This window comes from Deltaproteobacteria bacterium PRO3, from assembly GCA_030263375.1.
Classification (GTDB): domain Bacteria; phylum UBA10199; class UBA10199; order DSSB01; family DSSB01; genus DSSB01.
The window spans coordinates 1-24,419 of the sequence record SZOV01000050.1 but is presented as its reverse complement, the minus strand read 5'-3'; the positions used below and the strand labels follow the sequence as shown (position 1 = coordinate 24,419).

At 62.6% G+C, this 24,419-nt stretch carries 18 protein-coding genes; 8 read left to right on the top strand and 10 right to left on the bottom strand.

Translation table 11 applies throughout. From position 1 onward, the window contains the following. Positions 1-483: 483 nt before the first annotated feature. Complete coding sequence (locus tag FBR05_09140; protein ID MDL1872359.1) at positions 484-2,175, bottom strand: hypothetical protein; 1,692 nt, start codon at positions 2,173-2,175, stop codon at positions 484-486. Between the two features lie 163 nt (positions 2,176-2,338). On the opposite strand from FBR05_09140, the gene FBR05_09135 reads away from it, so the two are divergent. The 4 genes from FBR05_09135 (at position 2,339) to FBR05_09120 (ending at position 5,801) form a co-directional block, all read left to right on the top strand. Next, entirely contained in the window at positions 2,339-2,974 is a 636-nt protein-coding gene (locus FBR05_09135; protein ID MDL1872358.1) for a hypothetical protein, read from the top strand. A 104-nt stretch (positions 2,975-3,078) separates the two neighbouring features. Beyond that, on the top strand, positions 3,079-3,909 hold the full coding sequence (locus tag FBR05_09130; protein MDL1872357.1) for a polysaccharide deacetylase family protein: 831 nt from the start codon (positions 3,079-3,081) through the stop codon (positions 3,907-3,909). Next, positions 3,906-4,559: a DUF3047 domain-containing protein gene (locus FBR05_09125; GenBank protein MDL1872356.1), complete on the top strand. Its 654-nt coding sequence runs from the start codon at positions 3,906-3,908 to the stop codon at positions 4,557-4,559. The genes FBR05_09130 and FBR05_09125 overlap by 4 nt, the downstream gene beginning before the upstream one ends. Before the next feature lie 144 nt (positions 4,560-4,703). Beyond that, the gene (locus FBR05_09120) at positions 4,704-5,801 is read left to right on the top strand and encodes a radical SAM protein (GenBank protein MDL1872355.1); all 1,098 of its coding nucleotides are present in this window, start codon (positions 4,704-4,706) and stop codon (positions 5,799-5,801) included. Positions 5,802-5,905: 104 nt separating this feature from the next. On the opposite strand, the gene smc is transcribed toward FBR05_09120, so the two are convergent. From smc to FBR05_09095, 5 genes are all read right to left on the bottom strand, one after another. Then, positions 5,906-9,466 (bottom strand): chromosome segregation protein SMC, encoded by a 3,561-nt coding sequence (gene smc / locus FBR05_09115; GenBank protein ID MDL1872354.1) that lies wholly within the window; start codon positions 9,464-9,466, stop codon positions 5,906-5,908. 207 nt (positions 9,467-9,673) lie between these two features. Then, positions 9,674-10,834 (bottom strand): hypothetical protein, encoded by a 1,161-nt coding sequence (locus FBR05_09110; GenBank protein MDL1872353.1) that lies wholly within the window; start codon positions 10,832-10,834, stop codon positions 9,674-9,676. Between the two features lie 14 nt (positions 10,835-10,848). Then, a complete protein-coding gene (locus FBR05_09105) occupies positions 10,849-12,123 on the bottom strand; it encodes a hypothetical protein (protein MDL1872352.1) in 1,275 nt (424 codons plus the stop codon). After that, positions 12,123-14,798 carry a pyruvate, phosphate dikinase gene (locus tag FBR05_09100; GenBank protein MDL1872351.1) on the bottom strand — a complete coding sequence of 892 codons (2,676 nt, stop codon included), beginning with the start codon at positions 14,796-14,798 and terminating at the stop codon, positions 12,123-12,125. The genes FBR05_09105 and FBR05_09100 overlap by 1 nt, the downstream gene beginning before the upstream one ends. Before the next feature lie 13 nt (positions 14,799-14,811). Then, on the bottom strand, positions 14,812-16,140 hold the full coding sequence (locus FBR05_09095) for a glycine--tRNA ligase (GenBank protein MDL1872350.1): 1,329 nt from the start codon (positions 16,138-16,140) through the stop codon (positions 14,812-14,814). Between the two features lie 139 nt (positions 16,141-16,279). Here FBR05_09095 and FBR05_09090 point away from each other — a divergent pair, with 139 nt between their 5' ends. Then, a complete protein-coding gene (locus tag FBR05_09090) occupies positions 16,280-17,566 on the top strand; it encodes an efflux RND transporter periplasmic adaptor subunit (GenBank protein MDL1872349.1) in 1,287 nt (428 codons plus the stop codon). Between the two features lie 93 nt (positions 17,567-17,659). Here FBR05_09090 and FBR05_09085 read toward each other — a convergent pair whose 3' ends face one another. Continuing rightward, on the bottom strand, positions 17,660-17,857 hold the full coding sequence (locus tag FBR05_09085; protein ID MDL1872348.1) for a hypothetical protein: 198 nt from the start codon (positions 17,855-17,857) through the stop codon (positions 17,660-17,662). Positions 17,858-17,964: 107 nt separating this feature from the next. Here FBR05_09085 and FBR05_09080 point away from each other — a divergent pair, with 107 nt between their 5' ends. Continuing rightward, positions 17,965-18,801 carry a universal stress protein gene (locus FBR05_09080; GenBank protein ID MDL1872347.1) on the top strand — a complete coding sequence of 279 codons (837 nt, stop codon included), beginning with the start codon at positions 17,965-17,967 and terminating at the stop codon, positions 18,799-18,801. Next, positions 18,777-19,541, top strand: a complete 765-nt coding sequence (locus FBR05_09075) for a phosphodiester glycosidase family protein (protein ID MDL1872346.1) — start codon at positions 18,777-18,779, stop codon at positions 19,539-19,541. Before FBR05_09080 ends, FBR05_09075 begins: the two co-directional genes overlap by 25 nt. A gap of 477 nt (positions 19,542-20,018) precedes the next feature. Here FBR05_09075 and FBR05_09070 read toward each other — a convergent pair whose 3' ends face one another. The 3 genes from FBR05_09070 to FBR05_09060 are packed head-to-tail and all read right to left on the bottom strand — an operon-like array spanning position 20,019 to position 23,564. Then, positions 20,019-20,501 (bottom strand): hypothetical protein, encoded by a 483-nt coding sequence (locus FBR05_09070; GenBank protein ID MDL1872345.1) that lies wholly within the window; start codon positions 20,499-20,501, stop codon positions 20,019-20,021. 57 nt (positions 20,502-20,558) lie between these two features. Continuing rightward, the gene (locus FBR05_09065) at positions 20,559-22,115 is read right to left on the bottom strand and encodes a hypothetical protein (protein MDL1872344.1); all 1,557 of its coding nucleotides are present in this window, start codon (positions 22,113-22,115) and stop codon (positions 20,559-20,561) included. A 45-nt stretch (positions 22,116-22,160) separates the two neighbouring features. After that, entirely contained in the window at positions 22,161-23,564 is a 1,404-nt protein-coding gene (locus FBR05_09060) for a hypothetical protein (GenBank protein ID MDL1872343.1), read from the bottom strand. Between the two features lie 416 nt (positions 23,565-23,980). On the opposite strand from FBR05_09060, the gene FBR05_09055 reads away from it, so the two are divergent. Then, positions 23,981-24,419: hypothetical protein (locus tag FBR05_09055; protein MDL1872342.1), on the top strand; the 439-nt coding region annotated here is incomplete at its 3' end.

Here is a 24,419-nt window from a genome sequence, read left to right as displayed (position 1 = left end):
GGTCTTCGACTACGACCTGTTTTCAGCCACCGCGGGCATCGTGCACCGGCGGGGCGATTATGAGGAACCGCTCAATCCTACCGCGGTGGAAGAACGATTCGCGGGTACCGTCGGCGTCGGCTTCGAGCCCTCGAATTTCGTGTTCCGCGGCGCCTACACTTTTTTGAGCAAGGCCTTCACGTCGGATCTCGATCTGGAGCCGCCTATCGGCCTCAACGAATCGCATTTCGAGCTGAGCGCCGGATACCGGCCCTTGGATTGGATGTTAGTTTCGATCGGTTATCGCGGCATTCGCGGCGAGGAGGGCGACGCCGACCAGCTTTTCGTCGGCATTCAAAGCGCCCTGGCCGGCGAGATCCCTTTCTATCTCACCTCCCCAAAACCCGCCCAAGCCGTCGATTAAAACGAGGTCTTCGGGGATACAGGAAGATCGTCATTCCATCGCGCGGCCTGGATAAGGCTGGGCAGCGTAGCGCGTGGGGATCAACTGTAGTCCTCGTTGAGCGCTTTGAGGAATTTCAGCAGCAACAAGAGATCTTCCTCGCGCAGGGCCAGGCCCAAGAATTCCCTGGGCGGATTTCGCATCGCCCCTTCGCGCGCCCGCGCCGAAAACTGGAAATAGTGCATCAGAACCGATTCGAAGCTGTCGAATTGGCCGTTGTGCATGTAAGGCGAGGAGTGGTCCAAGTCGCGCAGTCCGGGCGTCTTGAAGAGGCCGATGCTGAGCGGCAGGAGGTCTTGGACCGTGCAGGGGGCGTTCGGGTCCTCGAGCCGCCGGCAGAGCAGCTCGCGGAGCGCCGCCTGCGGCTTGGGAATATCCGCGTTGCCGAAAACGTTCCAGAGCCCCAAGTCGGTATGGCCCGGCTTGTCGGCGGCCGGCACCGACAGGAAAATCCCCGTGCCGTTGGGATGCGCGGCCGTGGGCGGCAGATAGGCCTCGGGATCGGCGCTGCGAGTCGCGTAATCGGGGATCGCGAGGGCCTCGAAGGCCCCCAAGCCGTGGATCTTGTCGAATTCCAGCTGCGTCACGCCCGTATTGTGGAACCTGAAATCGGTGAAATTGGGCGCGGCGTGGCAGGCGATACAGTTGCCGATGCCACCGGCCAAGACCTTCTCGCTGCCGAGCGGGATGGCGTCGGGCTCGCGAAAAAAAATCCTCATGCCCGCCAGCTCTTCGGGACCGAAGGCGAAATCCTGCTGATGGAATTCGAATTGCTTCGAGAGCGGATCGACGAATTCGATCTCCTCGAGATTATCCAGGGCCTGGATCAGGCGCCGGCTGTAATCGAGGTCGGATTCGCCGTCATTGGGCTTGCGGGATAGATGGTTGATAGTGAGAAATTTGTCGTAAGGCGAGCCGTTGAATTCGCCTTGGGCGTTTTGCGAGAAGATCAGATTATTGACATAGGCCGCCACCAGCTTGGCGACCGCATCGAAGACCTGCTGGTCGCTGGCCTTGTCGACGTCAATGCGAAATTCCTCGGGCAGACGAAACTCCAGCGGGATCGAGGGATCAGTTCCGGCCAAGAGCACCCGGTAGGGAATCGCCACGAATTGCTGGGCGATGGCGTCCTGTCCGGCGTCCTCGCGCACCACCTTGGCCAAATGCGCCGTCGCCTGAGCCTGCTCGCCCGGCAGCCAGCCGAAATTGCGCCCGGTAAAAGTGGCCCGGACCAGGTCTTCCATGGAAACAAATTCGCCGTCGAAATGGAGGAAGAGATCTCCCGGGCGAGGCAGGGCGGAATTGACCAAGGGCGGCGAATTGCGCGGCGCCGTTGTCTTGCCGTCTTCCCGCGCCGGGATGGGGCTGCGGCGGGCGAAATCGGCGTAGGTGCGCATGCCCCCTTCTGGGCTTTGCAGCTGTTGGTCCACCATGTGGCAGGCGGCGCAGTTCATCGACATCCCGGCGAAGGGCCCGGGAAATTCCCGACCGACGGCTTCGGTAATCGCCATCACCGGATCGCCGGCGGGCAGGGGCGAATTCACCTGCGAGCCGTTGTGGGCGAAGAAAAATTGGGCGAAGCGCGTCTCCTGGAAGAGCCGCTCTCCGATCGCCACCTCGGCGGGGTCGGCCTCTTCCTCCTCGACCTCCGGGGCCAAGGGCGTAGCGCAGGCGGCCGTGAGCAGCACCGAGAAAAGAAGGAGATATTTGAGGTTCTGCAGCTTCCAAATCATGGACGAGGCCTTTCCCTAAAGCATGAAAATAACTTTCACCTGCTAGAAAAGTCTCTTCCGACTGTCAACAAGATTTCCTAGCTATTACTATTTTGCTTGACGGAGTGACGGCTTTCCGTTTTTAGAAAATAGTGAAAGTTATTTTCATTTAAAGAGAGGTTTCATGACCCCGCCGCCTCCCCCTGATCACCACCGTTTTCCCATGTACCTGAGCTCCTTACCTACCCGCCATCCACCCGGCTACCGCTCGCCTCTGGCCACGCGCCTGGAAAAGTCGCGGGAATCCTTGGCGGCCCTCCCTCCGGCGGAGGCCTCCGGCTGCGGGTCGGGCCGCCCCATCACCACCGAAGAATTCCTGCGCGAGATGCTGACCGGCGTCCCGCGCGGCGTCCGGCGCATGGCGCAGGACGCCTACGAGCATCCCTTCGTCGTCGGCGGCACCGTCGGAGGCGTCCTCGCTCTCGCCTCTTGGCTGCCCAACCCCTACGCCCGGGCCTTTTCGCGCGGCCTACTCTACCTGGGCGGAGCGGTGTCGACCTATTTCATCGGCAAAGGCGTCTACCGAGGCGTCGAGGCCTGGCAATGCAACGACCGTGCGGCCCTGCGCGAGGCCTCGACGGACTTCGGCGTCGGGACCGTCAGCCTGGGCTTGGCGCTGGCCGGCTACGGCATCGCGCAGCGCCTGGGCAGCACGCCGGAGAAGGCCTTGCGCTGGGGCGTCGTCGGGAACCTCCTGCACAGCTCGGACGAGATCGCCGCGGCCCTGGCATTGAGCCGGGGCGCCTCGAACATCCGCTGAGCCCTCGTCGAGGACTCGGCGGTCGCGGGATGGGCGGGCGGCCCCTTGCGCGAAGGGGATTGAAGCCTTCCCGGCTATAGGGTAGACGATGCGCCATTCAGCCCATGCCGCCCCTCAAAGTCTACATCCAAGTATCCCTGATCGCCCTTGCCGGCCTCCTGTTGGGCGCCTTCCTGCTCTGGCGCTTGACGAAGGCGATCCGGGCCCGCCGCGCGGGGGCGATCGCCGGAAATCTTGCCGCCGTCACGGCCTTCGCCGCCGCGACCTTCGGCCTGTGCTACGCCCTGATCCCTTGTTTCAACTGGCCCCTCGCCTCCTACTGCCGGGGCGATGCCGAAAAAAAATGGGTGGCGCTGACCTTCGACGACGGGCCCAACGAGCCCTATACCTCGCAGATCTTGGACATCCTCGCGCAAAAACAAGTGCCCGCCGCCTTCTTCACGGTCGGAGCGAGTGTCTCCCGTTCCCCCGAGGTCGTCGCGCGCATGCTGCGCGAGGGTCACACCGTCGGAAATCACACGCAGACCCACCGCGGCCTGATCGCCCTCAAGCCCGAAGAGATCCGCCAAGAGCTCGCGGGCTGGGAGCGGGCCATGGCCCCGATCGGCACCCCGGCGCCCAAGTTGTTCCGCGCCCCCCACGGCTGGAAGTCGCCCTTTCTCGGAAAAATCCTCGCGGAGACGGGCTACCGCCTCGTCGGCTGGACCCGCGGGGTCTGGGACACCGACCGTCCCGGCGAGGAGGTCTTGTTCCATCGCCTCACCGCGCGCCCGGAAAACGGGATGATCCTGCTCTTGCACGACGGCGTCGAGGGCGTGCCCGGCGCCGACCGCGGCGATTTGGTCGCGGTGCTGCCCAAGGTCATCGACCACTACCGCGCCCTGGGCTTTCGTTTCGTGGGACTGCCGGAGATGATGCAAGGGACCGAAAAATGAAATTATTTCGCGTCGTCTGCCTCGGGCTTCTCTTGTCGGCCTCGCTCGCCGCGCGCAGCGAGGAGATGCCCGTCGACGGCTTTCTCCAGTCGACGGTCGGCGAATTCCCCGCCGGCTGGAAGACCTATCCGCTGCAAATGGGCAAGGCCAAGCGGGTCTACCGCATCGCCCAGGAGGGGGAGGAAAAATTCCTCCGCGCCGTCGACGCCGAGTTCCTGTCCGTCACCGCCTTCCGCAGCTTCCCTTGGGACGTCGAAAAATATCCCTACCTGAAATTCCGCTGGCGGGCACAGGGCCTGCCCCAAATGCCGGCCGGGGAATGGCGGGAGGTCGACGACCACGCCTGCGGCGTCTTCGTCGGTTTCGGCTTCGCCTCCGCCCTCAAATACGTCTGGAGCTCGAACTTCCCCGCCGGTTCCTACTGGGCGAAAAAACCCGGGAAATTCGTCATCGTCGCGCGCGAGTTCGGCCCCGAGCGGGCCGGACAGTGGCAAGAGGTCACCGTGGACGTGAAGGGGGATTTTGAAAAGTACTTCGGCAAGGCCTTTTCCGGAAAACCCTCGGGCCTCGCGGTCTTGAGCGACGGCGAGGGCTCCCGCCAGCGGGTGGCCTGCGATTACGCGGCCTTCCGGGTCAGCGACCGCCCCTAAAAGAGCTCGGATTCCCGTCCCGCATCGAGAACGGTTCTCGCCCGAAAGCCCCTTTCCATATTGATTGACAAAGGACCCGCTTTGTCATTTTCTCGAAGATGCGCTAAAAGGGTCCCTCCCCGGCGCCGGGACAACGGAAATTTCATGCTAAAAACCGCTTATCGATTGTCCGCCAACCTGTTCAACGCGCGTTTCCGGCCGAAGGCCCTGATCCATCCCCTCTTCGTCGTCTACCACATCACCAACCTTTGCAACCTGCGCTGCTTCTACTGCGAGGACTTCTCCGCCGACAAAAACCACCTCTACAAGCCCCACGAGCTCGACACCCAACAGGTCAAAGAGGTGTTGCGCATCCTACGGAAGAAATTCGACTATATCTACCTCACCGGCGGAGAGCCTTACGTGCGCCAGGACCTCTCCGAGCTCGTCGCCTACATGAGGCAAATCGGTTTCAAGCGCATCTCGATCAACACCAACGCCCTCACCCTCGACCAAAAGCCCGAGATCCTGCCCTACGTGCGCGACCTGGTGATCAGCATCGACTCGATGGATGCCGCGCGGAAGGATGAGATCATCGGCTGCAAGAAGGGCGGCGCGCAGAAAATCTTCGACAACCTGCGCTGGGCGGCACGCCTGCAAAAAAAGCACGGCTACGAGGTCTCGATCAACTGCGTGGTCGCTCCGCACACCCTGGGCGACGCCCGCGAGGTGTTACGCTTCGCCCTGCAAGAGGGCATCCGCTACTCCTGCATCCCGCAAAACGTCGACTATGCCGTGCATCCCGGCCTGAACGCCAGCGAGGACTACCGGGCCTTCATCCGGGAGATCATGGAGCTGAAGAAACGCAACCCTCTGATCTCCGGAACGCGCTATTTCTTCCAAAACATCCTCAAGCTCTCGCCCTTCGAGTGCTATCCCAGCGTGGTTGCGCGCGTGAACGCCAACGGCGACGTCAGCTGGCCCTGCCGGCCGTTGAAAACCGTCGCCGGCAACCTGCTCGAGATCGGCTCCTTCGACGCAACGGTGAAAGAAGGCATCCGCAAGCACGGCATCCTCAACGCCTGCGACAAGAACTGCCAGGTGCGCTGCTACATCGAGTCCTCCCTGCTGGTGAAGCACCCCCTCGCTCTCGTCCGCGAGTTCTTCACGGGCCGCAAGCTTACCTCGCCACTGGCCAACCCCGTCCTGCAAAAGCTGCCGGTGGCGGCGAGCTACGTGCCGGCGGAGAAGCACCTCGCCTAGTGCAACGCAATAGCTCCCCTCGATGGCGGACAATGCAAGAACAATCTTTCCGTGAATAAGACCGCGGCCGGCAACACCGGCGCCCTTGGACAAGCCCCGTCGGGCTAGTTGAGCTGAACGCTGACCAGCTTGCTGACGCCCGGCTGCTCCATGGTGATGCCGTAGAGCGTGTCGGCCATCTCCATCGTGCGCTTGTTGTGGGTGATGAGGATGAACTGCGATTTGTCGACGAGCGAGCGCACCATGTCGTTGAAGCGGTCGATATTGGCGTCGTCGAGCGGGGCATCGACCTCGTCTAAGAGGCAGAAGGGCGAGGGCTTGATGATGAAGATCGCGAAGACCAGACTGACCGCGGTAAGGGCCTTCTCGCCGCCGGAGAGCAGCGAGACGCTCTGCAGCTTCTTGCCGGGCGGCTGGGCGACGATTTCGACGCCGCTCTCGAGGATGTTCTCGGGGTCGGTGAGCAGCAGCTCGGCGCGGCCGCCCTTGAATAGCTTGGGAAAGACCTCCTGGAAGAGCTTGTTGACCGTCTCGAAGGTCTCTTCGAAGCGCTTCTTGGTGGTGCGGTTGATCTTCTGCAGGGCGCGCTGGAGGGCGTCGAGCGACTGGACCAAGTCTTGGTACTGCTTGTCGAGGTGCTCGTGGCGCTGCTTGAGCTCTTCGTACTCCTCGATGGCGCCCAGGTTGACGGGGCCGATCTTCTCGAGCTTTTCGCGCATCTCCCGCACCTGAGCGGCCTGGGCCTCGCGGTCGATGGGGCGCTCGGCATAGGTCGGCGCCACCGCGGCGAGGTCGACATGATAGCGCTCGAGGATCTGCTGGAGGAGCACCTGGATGCGGGTGCGGCCCTCGCTCAAGCTCACGATGCTTTGGTGGAGCTCTTGCCGGACCGTCTCGAGCTGCGCGCGGTTCTGCCGCAGCGTGACCTCGGCGGCCCCCACCGAATCCTTGAGGGCCTGGATGCGGTCCCTCAAGGCCGTGGCCTGCCCTTCCCGCTCTTGGATCTCGACGACCAGTTGAGAGAGCTTCTCGCGGCTTTCTTCGATCTCGCGCTTGAGCTGGAGGGTCTGCTGGTTGGCCGCGCTGATCGAGACGTGCCGCTCGTCGAGCAGGCGGTGCAGCTCGCCGCGGTCTTCGACCATGCGCTGCAAGTCGCGCTCGAGGGCGCTCTTTTTCTCGGTGACGATGCTCAGCTTGGACTTCTGCTCGAAGGAACGGTGACGCAGGTCGTCGAGCCGGTGGCGCAGGTCCAGCTGGCGCTGCTTGGCGGCCTCGCCGCGCGTCTGCAGTTCGAGCTTCCGCTCCTCAATGCCCAGGACCTCGGCCTCGAGATTCTGGATCTCTTGGACCAGGTCGGACTCTTCCTGCATGGCGGCCGAGATTTCGAGCGAGAGTTTGTCGCGGCGCTCGGTCAGGCGGCGGATCTCGGTCTGGAGGTGATTGAGGTCCTGCTCTTGGTGGACGATCTTGAGCTCTTCGCTGTGCGAGTCGCGCTTCAGCGCCTCGAGGCTTTGCTCGAGCATCTGGATGCGCGAGACGCAGCGCTCGACCTGCGAGGCCTGCTCGCGGACCTGGGCCTCCAGCTCGTGCACCTGCTGGCGCAGCTCCTTGATCTCGCGCTTCTTCTCGAGGATGGCCTGGGCACCGCTCTCCCGCGAGCCGCCCGAGACGACGCCGGAGGGATCGACCACCTCGCCGTCGAGGGTGACCAAGGTCTTGCGATGGCCGTTGCCGTTCCACAGCTCGAGGGCGCGGTTGAGATTTTGCACCAAATACACGTCGCCGAACAGGAACTGGCCGACGCGGTCGTAGTCGCCCTTGACGCGGACGAACTGCTTCAACGGGCCCAACACGCCCTGCTCCTCGCCGTAGGGAAAATGTCCCTCGTCGCCCTCGTCGCGCAGTTCGACCGGGATGCAGCTCAGGCGCCCCATCGATTGCGTCTTGAGGTACTGCAGGGCCTCGACCCCGGCCTCCTGGCTCTTGACGACCACGTACTGCAGCTTTTCGCCCAACACCGCGCCGACCGCCATCTCGTAGGAGGATTCGGTCTCGACGATGTCGGCGACTGTCCCGTAGATCGAGCTGGTCGGGTCCAGCTGGCTGCGCTTGAGCATGACGTTGCGGACCCCGTCTTTATAACCCTCGAAATTTCTTTCCAATTCCTCCAGGGAGGTCAGGCGCGAGCGCTTCAGAGCCAGCTTGTCCTTGAGTTCGGCCAAGCGGGCCTCGGCCTCTTTTTGCTCCTCGCGCTGCTTGAGGATAGTGCCGAAGATGCTGTCGCTTTGCTTTACCAGGTCGAGCTTAAACTGCTTCACCTCGCCCAGCTGTTCCTGCAAGGCACGCAGCTGGGATTGCTGTCCGGAGAGCAGCCGGTCGATCTCGTCGATCTCGGCTTGGTCCTTGCCGATGCGGCCAACCAGGTCGACCTTGCGGCGGCCAAGCCCCTCTTTGCGGCTGTTCCGTTCGGAAAGCCGCTGGAGCAGCTCGATCGTCTCATGGCCCAGCTGCTCGACCTGCAGGGCGGTTTCTTTCTCCTCGCCGATGCCAGCGAGCAGCGCGGCCTCGAGCTGGTTGAAGCTTTCCTGTGCGGTGGCGAGCTCGAGGTCGATGCCGACCTGGCTCTCGTTGGACGCGGCGATCGCCGCGTCCAGCGCCGTCACCCGGCCCTTGACCGTCTCGATCTCTTTGGCAGCGGCCTCGTTCTGCTTGCCGAGCGACTCGATCTCGCGGCCCTTGTAATCGATGCCGGCCTGATGGAGCTGAACGGAATTGTTCTTCTCATAGAGCACCTCCTGCAAACTCATGAGTTGCCGCTCCTGCTCGACCAACTCGAGGCGGTCGGCCTCGAGCTGCACCTCGAGCTGCGCCACTTGGGCGGCCAGGGCAGCCTCGTTTTCTTCGGAATTTTTCAGCCCGCGTTCGAGCTCGCCCAGGCTGCCGGCGCAGGCCAGGTAGTCGTGGCTGCACAGGTGCAGCTCGAGGTCGCGCAGCTCGGTCTCGATCTCTTTGTAACGCTCGGCCTTGCGGGCCTGGCGGTCGATGGAATTGATCTGGCGCTTCAGCTCGGCCAGGATGTCCGCCAAGCGCAGCAGATTTCCTTTGGTCGCCTCGATCTTGCGCAAGGCAGCCTCTTTGCGGCTCTTGAACTTGCTGATGCCGGCGGCCTCTTCGATGATCATGCGCCGGTCTTCGGGCTTGGCGGTGATGATCTGCCCGATCTTGCCCTGCTCGATGATCGAATAGGCCTTGGTGCCCACGCCGCTGCCGAGGAAGACGTCGTAGATGTCGCGCAACCGGCAGGGAGTCTTGTTGATCTGGTACTCGCTCTCCCCCGAGCGGAACAGGCGCCGCGTCACCGCAATCTCGGAATAGTTGGCGTAGGCGGCCGGCGCGCGACCGTCCTCGTTGCCCATCACCATGGTCACTTCGGCGAAGTTGGTCGACGGGCGGGTCTGGCTGCCGGCGAAGATGACGTCTTCCATGGCCTTGCCGCGGAGGTGCTTCGCGCTCATCTCGCCCATGACCCACCGGATGGCGTCGACGATGTTGGACTTGCCGCAGCCGTTGGGGCCGACGATCGAGGTGATGCCCTGTTGGAAGTCGATGACGGTTCGGTCGGGAAAGGATTTAAAGCCCTGGATTTCGAGTCGCTTGATCTTCAAACGGAAACTCCGCGCACACTAAGCCATAAACTATTGAATTTAGAGCTGTTTTTGACCTGGAAGGAGGCCCTCTCGCGAGGCCTGAATTGCCCCTAGGGTTAGCATGGGCCCGGGGGGCTGTAAATAGCAAAAACACCCATTAGTAGCGTCAATTTCCTGACAGAATACAGGATCTTGGGTTTTTTTCCACGCTGCGACGCCGAGTGCCTAGGGAATCTGCTCGATGAATTGATTGTCCAGGGCGTTGACGATGGTCAGGGTGCCGACGCCGGGGGAGGCATAGTAGACCTTGGTGGCGTTGCCGTTCGCGTCCTGCAAATAGTCCAGGCCCTCGCCGCTCACCGCCCCGACCAAGGTGATGCCCGGCACCACCGTCGTCAAATCCGCGGAGACGTCGATCTCGAGGAGGTCACCGGTGGAAAGGGTGTAGAAGGCCGCCAAGCGCCCGTCGCTCAGGGGCGCCGCCTTCACGAAGTTGATGGTGCCGGGGACGAAGTTGGGGTCAGGGATGGGCTGGTCGGGGGCGTTGGGATTCAAGGCAAAGATCTGCGTCGAGGCGGCGAGATTCGCCAGGTCCAGCTCGAAGACTCGGGCTTGGTTGACCTGCGAGCCGCTCACGAAAAGCAATGTCCCTGCGCCATTGCTGGCCAGTGCCGCGTCGCGGGTAAGGATGCCGACGTCGATGGTCTGCGCGCCCGAGGCGAGGTCGGAGGCGTCGATCAGGGAGACCGTGGTATTGGCCGCATTGCTCACCGCCAATAATCCCGAATCGGGATCGAAATTCACCCGGCCGGGAATGCCGCCGACCGCGACCGGCGAGTTGACGACCTCCGTCCCGGTATTCACGTTATAGACATGGACTTGGCCCGTCGTGGCGTTGGAGACGAAGAGCAACCCTAAGTCCGCGTCGACGGCCAGGCCGACCAGCGCATCGGTGTTGGCGCCCGCCACCGCGATGGGCGAAAAGCCGGCCGCGCGGATCAGGTTGACGTCGTCGAAGTCCAGGACGGTGATCTGATTGGTGGCCGTGGCGCCGCCGCCGGTCACGAAGAGCCGCGACACGCCGCCGGGCAGCGAGACCACGACGCCGTTGGAGGGAAAGCTCGGCAACAGCTGAGGGTCCTCGTCGTTGAGGAGGGACTCGTCGTCCTTCCCGAAGAGAACGATTTGGTCGGTGTTGCCGTCGACGAGATTGAGGCCGTTGTCCTGGTTGTCGATGACGAAGACCCGGCCCAGGTCGGAGTCGATCGCCACGATAGCCGGGAAGATCAGGTTGTCCTGCTCGTTGTTGCCGGTGCAGGCCGAGGCCAGGGCCGCGAGGGCCAGGGCGAGGGCCGCGATGCGGGATTTTTTTGAAAATCGGAACATGAAGACCTTCCTAATTAAATGCCGCCGGTGAATCCGGGGCTGAACTCGCCGCTGAAATCGTTATTGTTGTCTTCTTTCTCGTCTTCCTCGTCGTCCGGTTCGATGTCCGGGAAGGCGAAGACCACCTGAAGCGCGTCGGCGTCAATGACGGTTATGTTGTTGCTGTCGAAATTGCCCACGTAGAGGAAGTTACGGCCGCCGATGTTGGCGATCGCCAGGGGAAAGGGCTGATCCCCGGGGTCGGAGTTGACCGGGAGGTTGTTGTCGACCGCGATGCGGGTGATCTCGGCCTGCAAATTGAGGTCGATCACCGACACGGTGTCGTCGCCGGTGTTGCTGACGTAGGCGCGGGCGTTGGGCTCGTCGATGATCACCTCGCCCGGGTCGTTGCCGATCGGGATGGCCGCCACCTGCAGCGAGCCGGTGGTGATCTCTTGCGGAGGCCCGGAGACCGGCGTCAATCCGGCGTCGGTCAGGATGCGCAGGTTGGCGGGCGCGCCGTCGACCACGTAGACGAAATTGGAGTCGCGGGCCGCGCCGCGGGTCGAGTTGGTGCCGACCACGATGTAGTCGACCGGCTCGGTGCCCAGGTCGGTGACGCCGGCGACGGTCGGCGGCGTCATCTCGTTCACGTTGAGGATCAGCATGTTGTCGGTGCGGTTGGTGACGAAGAGGTTGTTGCCGGAGGGGCTGAGCGCCAGCTCGCGGGTGTCGTCGGCGAAGATCTCGCGGCCGTCGGCGGTGGTGACGCTGAGGTCGACCTTGCTGAATCCCAGCATATTGTCGACGTCGTAGCGCAGGGCCTCGCTGGAGGCGGCGACGTAGAGCGAGTCCATGCCGTCGAAGAAGCCGCCGAAGGGGTCCTCGCCGGAGTCGAAAAAGTCCACCTGCAGGAAGGTCGGCGAGGCCTCGTTGATGTGGATGCGCAGAACCTGGTCGATCAGGTCGGCCTCGGCCGCGCTCTGCCGGTTGGGCAGGTAGACGAAGCCGCGGGCCTCGTCGAGCAGGATGTTGCCGGAAAAGTTGGGGATCGAGATCACCGCCAGGGGCGTGGGATTCGCCGGATTGGAGATGTCGAGGATCACGAAGGAGGCGTCCGCCCACAGCACCAAGTTGTTGGAATTGACCACGTAGAGCCGCTGGGCCGCGTTGCTGGCGACCATGGCGATGGGATTGGCCAACACCAAGGGGTTCAAGGTCAGCGGGATCGGGATAAAGATGGAGTTTTCGCCGCAGGCGCTGAGGAAAAGGAGCGAGGCCGCGAGCAGGAGTTTTTTCAGAGAACGCATCACTTCGTTTCCTTTTCTTTCAGGGCCGCATGGGCCGCCGCCAGGCGGGCGACGGGAACGCGGTAAGGGGAACAGCTGACGTAGTCGAGATGGATGCGGTGGCAGAATTCCACCGAGCGCGGGTCGCCGCCGTGCTCGCCGCAGATCCCGACTTTGAGATTGGGCTTGGTCCTCCGGCCCAGCTCGACGGCGTGCTTCACCAGGGCGCCGACGCCGTCGATGTCGAGGGTGACGAAGGGGTCCTCGGGGAGGATCTTCTTCTCGAGGTAGGCCGGGAGGAACTTGCCCGCGTCGTCGCGGGAGAGACCGAAGGTCGTCTGCGTCAGGTCGTTGGTGCCGAAGGAGAAGAAATCCGCCTCGCGCGCCACCTGATCGGCGGTCAGCGCGGCGCGGGGCAGCTCGATCATGGTCCCGATCAGGTAGGTCAGCTGGACGCCCTTCTCTTTAAGGACCTTCTCGCAGGTCTCGGCGGTCACCTTGCGCATGTAGGCCAGTTCGTTCACGTGCCCGACCAAGGGGATCATGATCTCGGGGATGATCTTGAAGCCCTCATCCTTGGCCAGCTCGCAGGCTGCCTCCATGATGGCGCGGACCTGCATCTCGTAGATCTCGGGATAAGAGATGCCGAGGCGGCAGCCGCGGTGGCCGAGCATGGGGTTGAATTCGTGCAGGGCCTCGAGCTTCTTCTTGATGCGCTCGAAAGGGAGGCCGATCTTCTCGGAGACCTGTTGGATCTCCTCGTCGGTGTGCGGGAGGAACTCGTGCAGCGGCGGATCAAGCAGGCGGATGGTCACCGGCAGGTCCTTCATCTCGCGGAAGATGCCCTTGAAGTCGCCCTTCTGCATCGGCAGGATCTTGGCCAGGGCCTTCTCGCGGCCCTTGCGGTCGTCGGCCAGGATCATCTCGCGGACCGCGTCGATGCGCTCGCCTTCGAAGAACATGTGTTCGGTGCGGCACAGGCCGATGCCCTCGGCGCCGAAGCGCCGCGCCACCTTGGCGTCGTGCGGGGTGTCGGCGTTGGTGCGAACCTTCAGCTTGCGGAACTCGTCGACCCAGCTCATGAAGGCGCCGAAGTCGCCGGAGAGCTCGGGCTCGATGGTGGGAACCTTGCCCAGAATCACCTCGCCGGTGGAGCCGTTGAGGGTCAGCCAGTCGCCCTGCTGGATGACGTGCTCGCCGACGCTCATCCGGCGCTCTTTGTAGCTGATCGCCAGGTCGCCGCAGCCGGTGACGCAGCACTTGCCCATGCCGCGGGCCACGACCGCCGCGTGGGAGGTCATGCCGCCGCGCGCGGTGAGGATGCCCTCGGCGACGTGCATGCCGTGGATGTCCTCGGGCGAGGTCTCGAGCCGCACCAGGATCACCTTCTCGCCCTTCTCGCTCTGATGCTGGGCCTCCTCGGCCGAGAACACCACCTTGCCGGTCGCCGCGCCGGGCGAGGCCGGAAGACCCTTGGCGATGACGAGCTGCTTGGCTTTCGGATCAAGCGTCGGGTGCAGGAGCTGGTCGAGCTGGGAGGGATTGACGCGCAGCACCGCGGTCTTGCGGTCGATCAGGCCCTCGGCGAGCATGTCGGTCGCGATCTTGACGGCGGCCTGGGCGGTGCGCTTGCCGGTGCGGGTCTGCAGCATCCAGACCTTACCCTTCTCGATGGTGAACTCGATGTCCTGCATGTCGCGGTAGTGCTTCTCGAGCTTCTGGTAGATGTCGACCAAGTCGCGGTAGCAGGCGGGCATCACCTCCTCGAGGGAGGACAGCGCGGAGTTGTCGTGCTTTTTGCCAGCGATATTGATCGGCTGCGGCGTGCGGATGCCGGCGACGACGTCCTCGCCCTGGGCGTTGACCAAAAACTCGCCGAAGAAACGCTTCTCGCCCGTCGAGGGATCGCGGGTGAAGGCCACGCCGGTGGCGCAGTCGTTGCCCATGTTGCCGAAGACCATGGCCTGCACGTTGACGGCGGTGCCCCACTCTTCGGGGATGCCGTTGATGCGGCGGTACTCGATGGCGCGCTTGTTCATCCAGGAACTGAACACCGCGCCGACCGCGCCCCAGAGCTGGTCCTTGGGATCCTCGGGGAAGGGCCTGCCGGTCATCTGGAGGACGTGCTTCTTGAAGACGGCGACCAATTCTTTCCAATCCTGAGCGCTGAGCTCGGTGTCGAGGCGGACCTTCTTGTGCTCCTTGCGCTCCTCGATCTGGTGCTCGAAGAACTCACGGTCCACGTCGAGGACGACGTCGGAATACATCTGGATGAAGCGCCGGTAAGAGTCGTAGCCGAAGCGCTCGTCGCCGGAGCGGGCGATGATGCCCTTCACCGTCTCGTCGTTCAGCCCCAGATTGAGGATGGTGTCCATCATGCCGGGCATGCTGGCCCGCGCGCCGGAGCGCACCGACAGAAGCAGGGGCTGCTTGGCGTCGCCGAATTTGGCGCCCATGATGGCCTCGACCTTGGCCAGCGCCTGCCTCACCTCTTCCTCGAGACCCTCGGGGTACTTCTTGTCGTTTTGGTAGAAGGCCGTGCAGACCTCGGTGGTGATCGTGAATCCGGGCGGCACCGGCAGGCCGAGCAGGTTCATCTCGGCCAGGTTGGCGCCCTTGCCTCCGAGGAGGTTCTTCATGTCGCTCTTGCCGTCGGCCTTGCCGTTTCCGAAAAAATAGACCCAGGGTCTTGGCATAGGGGGAATACCTCTACAGCTTCAGATGATCCTTCAAATAATCCTCGAGCCGGTCGATCGCGATCCGCTCTTGCTTGGTCGAGTCGCGGTCGCGCACCGTGACCTGCTTGTCCTCTTCCGACTGGAAGTCGTAGGTCACCGCCAGCGGGGTGCCGATCTCGTCGTGGCGGCGGTAGCGTTTCCCGATGCTGCCGACGTCGTCGTAGTCGGTGACGTAGCGCTTGCGCAGGGACTTCTCCAGCGCCATCGCGGGCTCGGCCAGCTTGCGCGAGAGCGGGAAGACCGCCACCTTGTAGGGCGCGACCGCCGGCGAGAAGCGCATCACGACGCGCTCCTCCCCTTCGACCACGTCCTCGGCGTAGGCGTCGGCCAGGACGGTGAGCAGGGTGCGATCGACGCCCAGCGAGGTCTCGACCACCGCCGGGACGTATTTTTCTTTGGTGGTCTCGTCGAAGTAGCTCAGGTCCTTGCCGCTCGTCTTGATGTGCTGGCTCAGGTCGTAGTTGCTGCGGTTGGCGATGCCCTCGAGCTCGGACCAGCCGAAGGGGAACTCGTACTCGACGTCGACGCAGCCCTTCGCGTAGTGGGCGAGCTCGTCCTGGCTGTGGATGCGCTGCCTAAGCTTGTCGGGCTTGATCCCGAGGTCCTGGAACCACTGGAAGCGCTCGGCGACCCAGTACTCGTACCACTTCTGCATCTCGGACTCTTCGGGCTTGACGAAGAACTCCATCTCCATCTGCTCGAACTCGCGGGAGCGGAAGATGAAGTTGCGCGGCGTGATCTCGTTGCGGAAGCTCTTGCCGATCTGCGCGATGCCGAAGGGGATCTTCTGCCGCGAGACGATCTGGACGTTCTTGAACTGCGTGAAGATCGACTGGCAGGTCTCGGGCCGCAGGTAGGCGCGGGCCGAGTCGTCGCGCAGCGCCCCGACGAAGGTTTCGAACATCAGGTTGAACTGCCGCACCTCGGTCAGCTCGCCGGGGCCCTTCTTGTCGCCCGCGCAGGCCTGCACGGTGAGGGAGGGCTTTTGCGGGCAGGGAATCGCCTCGATGTGGTCGGCGCGGAAGCGCCCCTTGCAGGTCTTGCAGTCGACCATGGGGTCGGAAAAGCTGGCCACGTGGCCGCTGGCGACCCAGGTCTGGGGGTGGCAGATGATCGAGGTGTCGACGCCGACCACGTCGTCGCGCAGGCGCACCATGCGTTGCCACCAGAAGTTCTTGATGTTGTTTCGTAATTCGACTCCGACCGGGCCGTAATCCCAGAATCCGTTGATACCGCCGTAGATCTCGCTGGATTGGAAGATAAAACCGCGTCGTTTGGCGAGAGAAACTAATTTTTCCATGGGTATTGGGCGCTTTCTTTGGCTCGCGACGGACTATCCCCGGCCCCCACCGCTGTCAAGACAAAAGCTTTAAGTTTCCCGCACGGTTAGCCGCTAGTTTTCGATTGCAATTTCTTCGGCCTTCCCTTTAAAAACCCCTATGCGAAAATTCCTTTCCGCGGCCTTGCCCCTCCTCCTTTGCCTCAGCCTGCTCCCCGCCTGCGGGAAGGGTCGCAAGAAGGACATCCCCGGACCCAACGACAAGGTTTTTACGGTCGGCGTCGCCGAAGTGGTCTCCCGCGACATCCCCGACGGCATCGAATTCCCCGGCACCTTCACCGCCTCGCAACGCCTGGTGGTCAAAAGCGACTTCACCGGCAGGGTCCAGGCCCTCTCCGTGATCGAAGGCCAGCAGGTCGCGGTCAACGACGCCTTGATGAAAATCGACGACGAAAAGCTTCCCTACGTCCTGGACCGGCAGCGGGCCGAGCTGCGCGAGGCCGAGGCCCAACTCGAATTCGATTCCAAGGCCACCGGCGTCGCGGGCGAAGAAGAAGGCCTGGAAGACACGGGCGAGGCCCAGCAGCTGGAAGACGCCCTAGCGGGCGCCGGCGGCGAGGAAGGGCAAGCCGATCAGAATGCCGAGGCCAACCCGGCGGCCCAGGCGACGCCCGAGGCCACCGAAAACACCCCGTTCCCAATCCGCCGCCCCTTCGGCGTTCGCCGCAACGCCAAGCGCGGCTTGGGCTCCCCCCGCCTTCCCATCGCCGCCCCGCAAAGCCCCGAGCTTACCGAAAACCGCATCGCCCTCGACCAGGCCAAGGTCGACCGCATCAAGGCCGAGATCGCCCTCTCCGAGCGCCAATTGGCCGGCAGCACCCTGCTGGCGACCGTCGAGGGCTTCGTCGCGAAGGTCCACGTCGCGGAGGGCTCGATGGTAAAGGTTGACGATCCCCTGGTCGACATCGTCCGCGTCGATCCCATCGAGCTGACGCTCCACATCCCCAAGGACGAAATCGCCCGCCTCGACAAGAGCATGCAGGTGAAGGTCACCGTCAACGACATGAAGCAAGAGAGCCTCGACGGCGAGATCAGCTTCATCGGCGCCGAGCTCGACCCGCAAAAGAAGACCCTCGAGATGCGGATTCGCATCCCCAACCCGGGCATGCGCATCAAGGCGGGCATGGACGGCGTGGCCCATCTCGCCGTCGCCAACAAGACCCATCCCGCCCTGCTGGTCCCGCCCGCGGCGATCCGCAGCGAGGGCGACAAAAAATTCGTCTACGTCGTGCGCGGCCAAGTCGCCGAAAAGCGCGAGATCGTCACCGGCAGCGGCTTCGAAGGCCTCATCGAGGTGACCAAGGGCGTGAAGGCCGGGGAACGCGTCGTCATCCGCGGGCTGGACTCCCTCAAGGAAGACGAAGAGTTCGTCAAGGTCGCCTCTTAATCCGATCCATCGCCCTCCAGCGTTCGACCCAAGCGCGCCAATCCATGGGTCGAAGACCCGGCATCGCAATAGCCACCGAATTTTTTTGAGGATTTACTCCCGGCAGAATTCTTCGAGGGGAATGCGCACGGTGTCTTCCATGTCGTCCTTGGACTTCTCGTGCAGCAGGGATTCGGAGATCAGGACCACCTTGCCGAGGACGTTGCCGTTGTGGGGATTGAAGGCCAAATCGAGGCCGCGGGTGTCGTAGCTTTTTCCGTTGATGAAGAGCTGATACTTTTTTGGATCCATGAGTACCCCGAACTTCGGTTGATCTAGCATAGAGTTGCGATTTTTGACAAGACATGCTGCGTTAAAAACTATATCATTTCCAAATAGATCCAGCATCGGAGCTTAAAATGTACAAAAACATCCTCGTATGTCTCGACGGCGGCTCCGCCGACAATTCCGTGATCAATGCCGCCCTTTATTTAGCACAGAAATTAAAGGCCAAGTTGCACGGCCTGACGGTCCAGGACATCCTCACCCTCGAGGGCCCCTTGATGTACGACATCTCCGGGGCCATGGCCTTCATCCCGCAGCTGAACCTCTTGGAGGAGACCCGCAAGGTGATGGAGGAGCGCTCCAAGAACATCCTGACCGGCTTCGTCAAGGCCTGCGAGGACGCTGGCGTCGCCCACCACGAGAGCATCTCCGAGGGCATCGTCCACAAGGTGATCCTCGAGAAGACGCAGCTGCATGACCTGACCATCCTAGGACGCCGCGGACTGAACTACGAATTGGACAAGGAGCTGCTCGGCTCCACCACCGACCGCGTGGTCAGCAAGGCAAAGACGCCGGTCCTGGTGGTGACGCACAACTTCGAGGCCTTCAAGAACCCGCTGCTCGCTTACGACGGCTCGCCCCAGTCCCGCGAGGCCCTGGCCACCGCGGCCAAGCTCTGCAGCGACCTGCAGCTGCCCTTGACCGTCCTGCACGTCGGCAAGGACAAAAAAGAATCGGAGGCCGTGCTCCGTGAGGCCAAGGAATACCTCGACGCCTATACGATCGTCGCGAAATACGAGCACGCCGAAGGCAATCCGCACCAGGAGGTGCCGCAGTACGTGAAGCTGCACAACCACGACGTCCTGATGATGGGCGCGCGCGGCCACGGCCGGCTGATGGAGTTTATCCTCGGCTCAACCACCGAGTACGCGCTGTGGAGCGGCAATTGCCACGTCCTCGTCGACCAATGAACGCGCTCTTTTTCCGTCTGATCCTAACGCTCGCCTTGCTGGGCTTCGCCGCCGGCGAAGCCCGCGCCTTGGACTACCGCAGCCTCGAGGAGGGCCTCGACTACTCGACCCTGCAGGCCGACGGCGCCAAGCTGCACCTGCTCAAGGTCGATCTGAAGCGCTACCACGTGAAGGTGCTCGACGCCCGCGACTGGAAAAGCCCGGCCCTACCCGTCAAGACCTTCGCCGAAAAAGCCAAGGCCCTGGCCGCGATCAACGCCAACTTCTTCGACACGGAGGACCGCCCCTTGGGACTGGTGCTGCAAGAGGGCAAGCTGAAGAATCCGCCAAAAAAGATCTCGTGGTGGGCCTCGCTCCTGCTCAAGGGCGACCGCGCCAGCATCCAGAAGGCCTTCGACAAGGAGCAGGTCTCGAGTTGGGACAACGGCGTCCAGGCGGGCCCGCGCCTCGTGGTGGCGGGCAAGACGCCCAAGCTGAAGGAAGAGTACTCGCCCAAGTCGGCCGTCGGGATCGACCGCCAAGGCCATTTGGTCTTCGTCGTCTCGGAGGGCAGCGTCGAGATCAATCGCCTGGCCGCGCTGCTCGCCAAAAAAGAGAAGGACGGCGGCGCCGGCCTGCATAACGCCCTGAATCTCGACGGCGGCTCCTCGACGCAGTTCTTCGCGAAGGCGGGCGACCTAACGCTTTCGATCCCCGGCATCGCGCGCGTACCGATCGCGCTCGGCTTGTTTCGCAAATAGCTTGTTTCGTGCGCGTCCGGACCGCGCCTCTTCCTCCGGCCGTGCCGCTTCCACCGCCGGCCTCGGTTTGGGCCTCGCCGGAGGCTCCGGGGCGGTCGCGGGCCGGTTTTTCTGCAGGGCCTGCAGGCGATCCTGCGGCGATTCACGTTGGAATTTTCGCGCCGGCGCCGGATTCGCTTCGGGGCCGCGTGGGGCGGGCTCGGGGAAACGGGACGAGGCCGTCGGTACCGATGCCGATCCCCCGGAAAAGTCGCCTCCCGGAAACAGGATCGAGCGTGTCAGGTGACTGAAGCAGTTGTTGAAATAATACATGGCCGGCCCCGGTGGAAAAAGGGGTGGAGGACGCGATCCCTCTGGAACCGCGCCCTCCCGGGTTCTCCTAGCTGGCAATGGTTTTCTGCCCCGACATCCCCTCCTTCTTCCTCCCCGAAACGGGGAGGAAGATCGGAGTGAAGAGGGGATCGTCGCAATCCTCGATCATCGCTGTTTCGGCTTGAACCCGCCCGACGGCACAACCTCGCGCAGCGTCTCCCAAAAAAAGACCGGCGGACGGATTTCGCGCAGCTCCACGACCGTGCCCCCGCGGCCGTTCCCCGGAGCTAGCTTCGCGTCCTCCGTCAGCGCCGGCGGCCCCTCCCCGGCCTGCAGGGCCGAGGAAAATTCCTGAGCGCGCGCCTCGGGTCGGGCGATCCCCGCGCGGTCCCGCAGGAAGTCGCGGACCTCGGCAAAGGGCAGGTAGCCCAGCCGGCGCGCGGATTGCCCTGCGATCCGGCAAAAACCCCGATCCTCTTCGGTCGACCAAACCACCAGATCTCCCCCCCGGGCCGGAATCTTTCCGATGCAGACGTCTCCTTCGAACTTGTGCGGTTTGGCGGCTGCCCGTTCGACCAAGGCATCCAGGTCTCGATTCGAGTTTTCCGGCCGCGGCCGGGATGAAATATTTCTCAGTTCTTGCAACATAGGCTCTCCTCTTAAAAATAAATTTTATCTCCGTGGCTCGGGAAGGATTTCCCCGGCCTAACCTTGATTTAGAAATGTCCGTAAAACCCCCATTCCCTCCTTTCCCTCGCCCAAGCTCTCCAGCTTCGCCCGCATGGCGCGGACATTCTCGGGACTCCGCAGGATCTCCGGATGCCTTCCCCGGATGTGAATCAATAGCTCCGCGCCGATGTCGCCCTCCTTGCCCCCCGACCCGATCAATTCCAGGGCCTTTTCAAATCGGGCCTGTGGCGGAAGTTCCGAATAGTGGTCCATCCTAAAGATACGGCATTGGGAAAGATCCTTCAGATTGTCGGTCCGGGCATCGGCAACTCGCGCGACGCGCGCCCTCGCACCCGAGGCCGGAGCGACTCGCGGTTCGGAAACCGGCGTCGAAGGGGCAGCCGATTTCGGGGCGGGCGCAAGCCTGGACCGAGGCGTCAAAAAATTCCTCAACATCGACTCGGCGCTCGCTTCGCTGCTCGTGTTCGCCTTCAACGTAGCGCGGAGGGCCTCGAGGTTCTCGGGGATCCGCAGGACTTCTGGGTTAGTTTCGCTGAGGCGACTCATCAAGGCATAGCCGGTCATCCCCTCATTTCCCTGCGCTCCAAACAACTTCAAGGCCGCTTCGAATTGGACCTGCGGAGAGAGCCCCTCGTAGTGTCGTAGGTTGGTGTAAACCGCATTCCCCAAAAACTCCGGGACTTTCGCCGGGGCGGCGGGCGGAAGGGCCTCCCGCTTGCCGGAGCGGGTCGCGGATTCCGCCTTGGGGCCCAGGGCCTGTTCCAAACCGCCGAAAACGAGCGGCATCATAAAGCCTAGACCGGCGGCGAGCGCCACCTCGCGCCAACCCCCGCCTTCGGCGGCCGCTTCCGCGCCGCCGTGAACCGAAAACAGCAGAGAGGTCGGCAGGATCTCCTTGAAGTTGAAGGAGCCGGAGGCTGAACCGGCCCACTGCATTCCAGCTGCCGCGGCGAAGGGCGCGAAGAAGCTCATGCTGCCTAAATTCGCACCCTGCAGGAAGTCCCTGCGCATCGCGCTTTCGCTGAGCGGCGCTTCATCCCCGCCGAAAAACCCCTGGATCCAACGCTTCCCCACCGACGCCAAGCTGAGACCGGATCCGGCTCCCAAGGTCGTTCCTCCCCAACCCAGGAGGGATCCCCCCGATCCGGAGCCGGCGACGCCCAGGGCCGCGGGGGCAGCGGCCGCCACCAAGGCACCGACGCAACCGATCGCAAACAGGCCGTCTCCCGTATTCTTGACGATCTTGGCCAAGGTTTCGCCGTGCTCGATAGAACGGACCTCATAGTCTCCGAATTCGGCATGGTCGACCTGGATGGCGCGGTAAGCCTGATTTTCGACCTTTCGCGCGGCTTCCAAGTCGCCCTGGGCGAGGAAGCGTTTGGCATTGACCAACAACCCCTTGGCTTGATCCACCCGCCAAGAGCCGGGCATGCTTGGCCCCATCAGAAAGTCGGCCACCTTTTGGAGCCCGGAGCGATCTTCCCGGCGTTGTTCGGCCATGTCGATCAGCTCTTGCGTGGCGGCGATCTTGATCGAGACGGCGTTTGGATTGGAAGGGTTTATCTTTGTCATAATTCCCCAATAGGTTTGCGGTTGAAAACGCCCGAAGCTCCCCTCTTATTCAGGATTTGCCGTCGAACTGGAGACATTCGAGGCCGTGGTGGAGCCGACCGGCTCTTGCTCTTCTTTCCCGTTCTCCAGGTCGATGCTCGCCTGAATCCGGTCGTAGGTCTGCTGGCTGTTCCACTGCTCTCCGCCCTGGCGCTCCATCGCCTCGCCCGTCTCCTTCGTCACCCAGTCCATCAGGACCCGGCGGACGTCCTGCGGGATTTTCTGCAGCAGCTTTAGGAAGCGGGGATCGTCCTCGCTCGTCGCGCGGGAGGCGCGGTAGATCGCGGTCACCACCTTGCGCACCACGTCGTTCATCAATTCCTGGTCTTGAATATTGCGATCCGGCTTGGCGTTGTAACCCGTCGTTCCGTCGCCCCGCAGTTCGTTGTCGATGTATTTCACCACGTCCGCCCACTCGGTCGGTCGTCCGTCGCCCCGATACTGCGTGCTCTTGCCCAGCGCCGCTCCGTCGATCAATTCGGCCACCGCGCGCGCCCATCTGGCGTGATCGCTGTCCGGAATGAAACCGGCGATCCCGCCCTCGGGCCAGGCGACCGCGATGCTCTGCCGGGCCGGCTTGGGGTCGGCGCCGATTCGGAGCTTCGCGAGTTGCGCATCGCTCAGCGCGGAGACGTCCACGCGGTTGGAAGGGAGGGTCAAAATCTCCAGCTGGGAGTCGTCGATGCGGAATTCCTCGGTGAGGGTGGCACCCTTTTTGTTTTTGCCCGCGGCGGTCACCACGTAGCAGGACGCGGCCTCGTCGAAGCGAACGACGAAAGAATCGGCCATCGTCGCGCCGGTCAGCGTGACCTTGCCCGCCGTGACCTCGCTCACTTTCACCTTGTCGTCGTAATTCACCCTCAGGGAGGTGACGGGATCCGCGTCGTAGATCGCGGTCTTCCGCTTCGCATCGACCTTGCGGGGCTTGGAGAGGCCTTCGTCGCGGGCCTCCGCCGCTTCCTGGCCGGTCTCGACGGCCTCTTGCCATTCCGCGCGCAGCTCCTCGACGGCCTCGAGGATCTCTTCGGCGAACCCGGTCCCCTTCAGCAGCTTTTGCGAAAGGGCCTCCGCCCGCTCGCGCCACTTGCCCAAGGAGACCTCGTCGACGAGCTCGGACTTCGCCTCGTCCCACAGCTCCTCCTTCAAGTCCGAGAGCGCCTTCGCCGTCTCGGCCTCGACCTCGTCCCCAGCGCCGCCCAGCGCTCCGGCGATGTCTCCCAGCAACGCCTCGTCATCGGCCCGCGAGACCGGCTGTCCCTGCTCCAGGCCCGTCAGGCCGGAATCCTCCAGGCCCAGGTAGGCATCCTCCCCGGAGGCCTCCTCGAAGCCCCAATCCTGCGAGACGGGCGGTGTCTGGGGAATAGGACCGTAGCGATCCGTGTAAACCTCTTTGCCTGGAAACCGTACCATATGCCTTCCTCCTGTCCGGGAGAAAAGCAAGGTCGATGCCATTTAGAGATTCGCGATTTATATAGATTCAAATTATTGAAATTGAATAATAAATTTTAAAAATAAGTCTGTGTCGTCGATAAGTTTAATTATGCATTATATGTAATTATTTTTTAAATTTAAAATTAAGTAACTGTTTTTAAAATGTTTTATTAATGATAATATGTTCGTTTTATTTCACATAAAAACAAACATTTAATACGTATTTTTAGGAATAAAAATTATAATAACATTTTTTAGATAATTATTTTCATAACAAATGTAATTTATTTTGATTTTACCACAAATATTTCAATATAATTCTAGAAAAATATCTTCCAATAAGTGTTAGAATTCAATAATTAATATTCATAAGATATGTAAATAAATAATTATTAATGAAAAAAATCAATGTCTTAGGAAAAATCCAAAACGCCCTGCAGACCTGCCAAGAGGCCAATCTTCGGTATAAGTTGTCGCTCTTCCTCGAGGCCCAGGGCCCCTCCGGGGTGGTGGCGGCCTGCCGGCGCGCGGGCAAGGCCCCTCGCTTCTATTACTATTGGTGGAATCGATTCCGGGACTCCGGCTTCGAGCTGAAGGCCCTGCGCGAAAAATCCCGCCGCCCCCGGCGCAGCCCGCGCAAGACCCCCGCCGAGATCGAAGGCCGCGTCCTGCATCTCGCGCGCGAGTCCGGGGAAGGCCTGGAATGCCTCCGCCGGCGGCTCGAGCGCGAGCACCGCATCCGCCTCTCCGCCTCCACCATCTACCGCATCCTGCGAGCGCGCGGCGAATCGCGGCCGCCCCGCGGCCCCGGCGCGCGGCACGCCCGCCCGACGG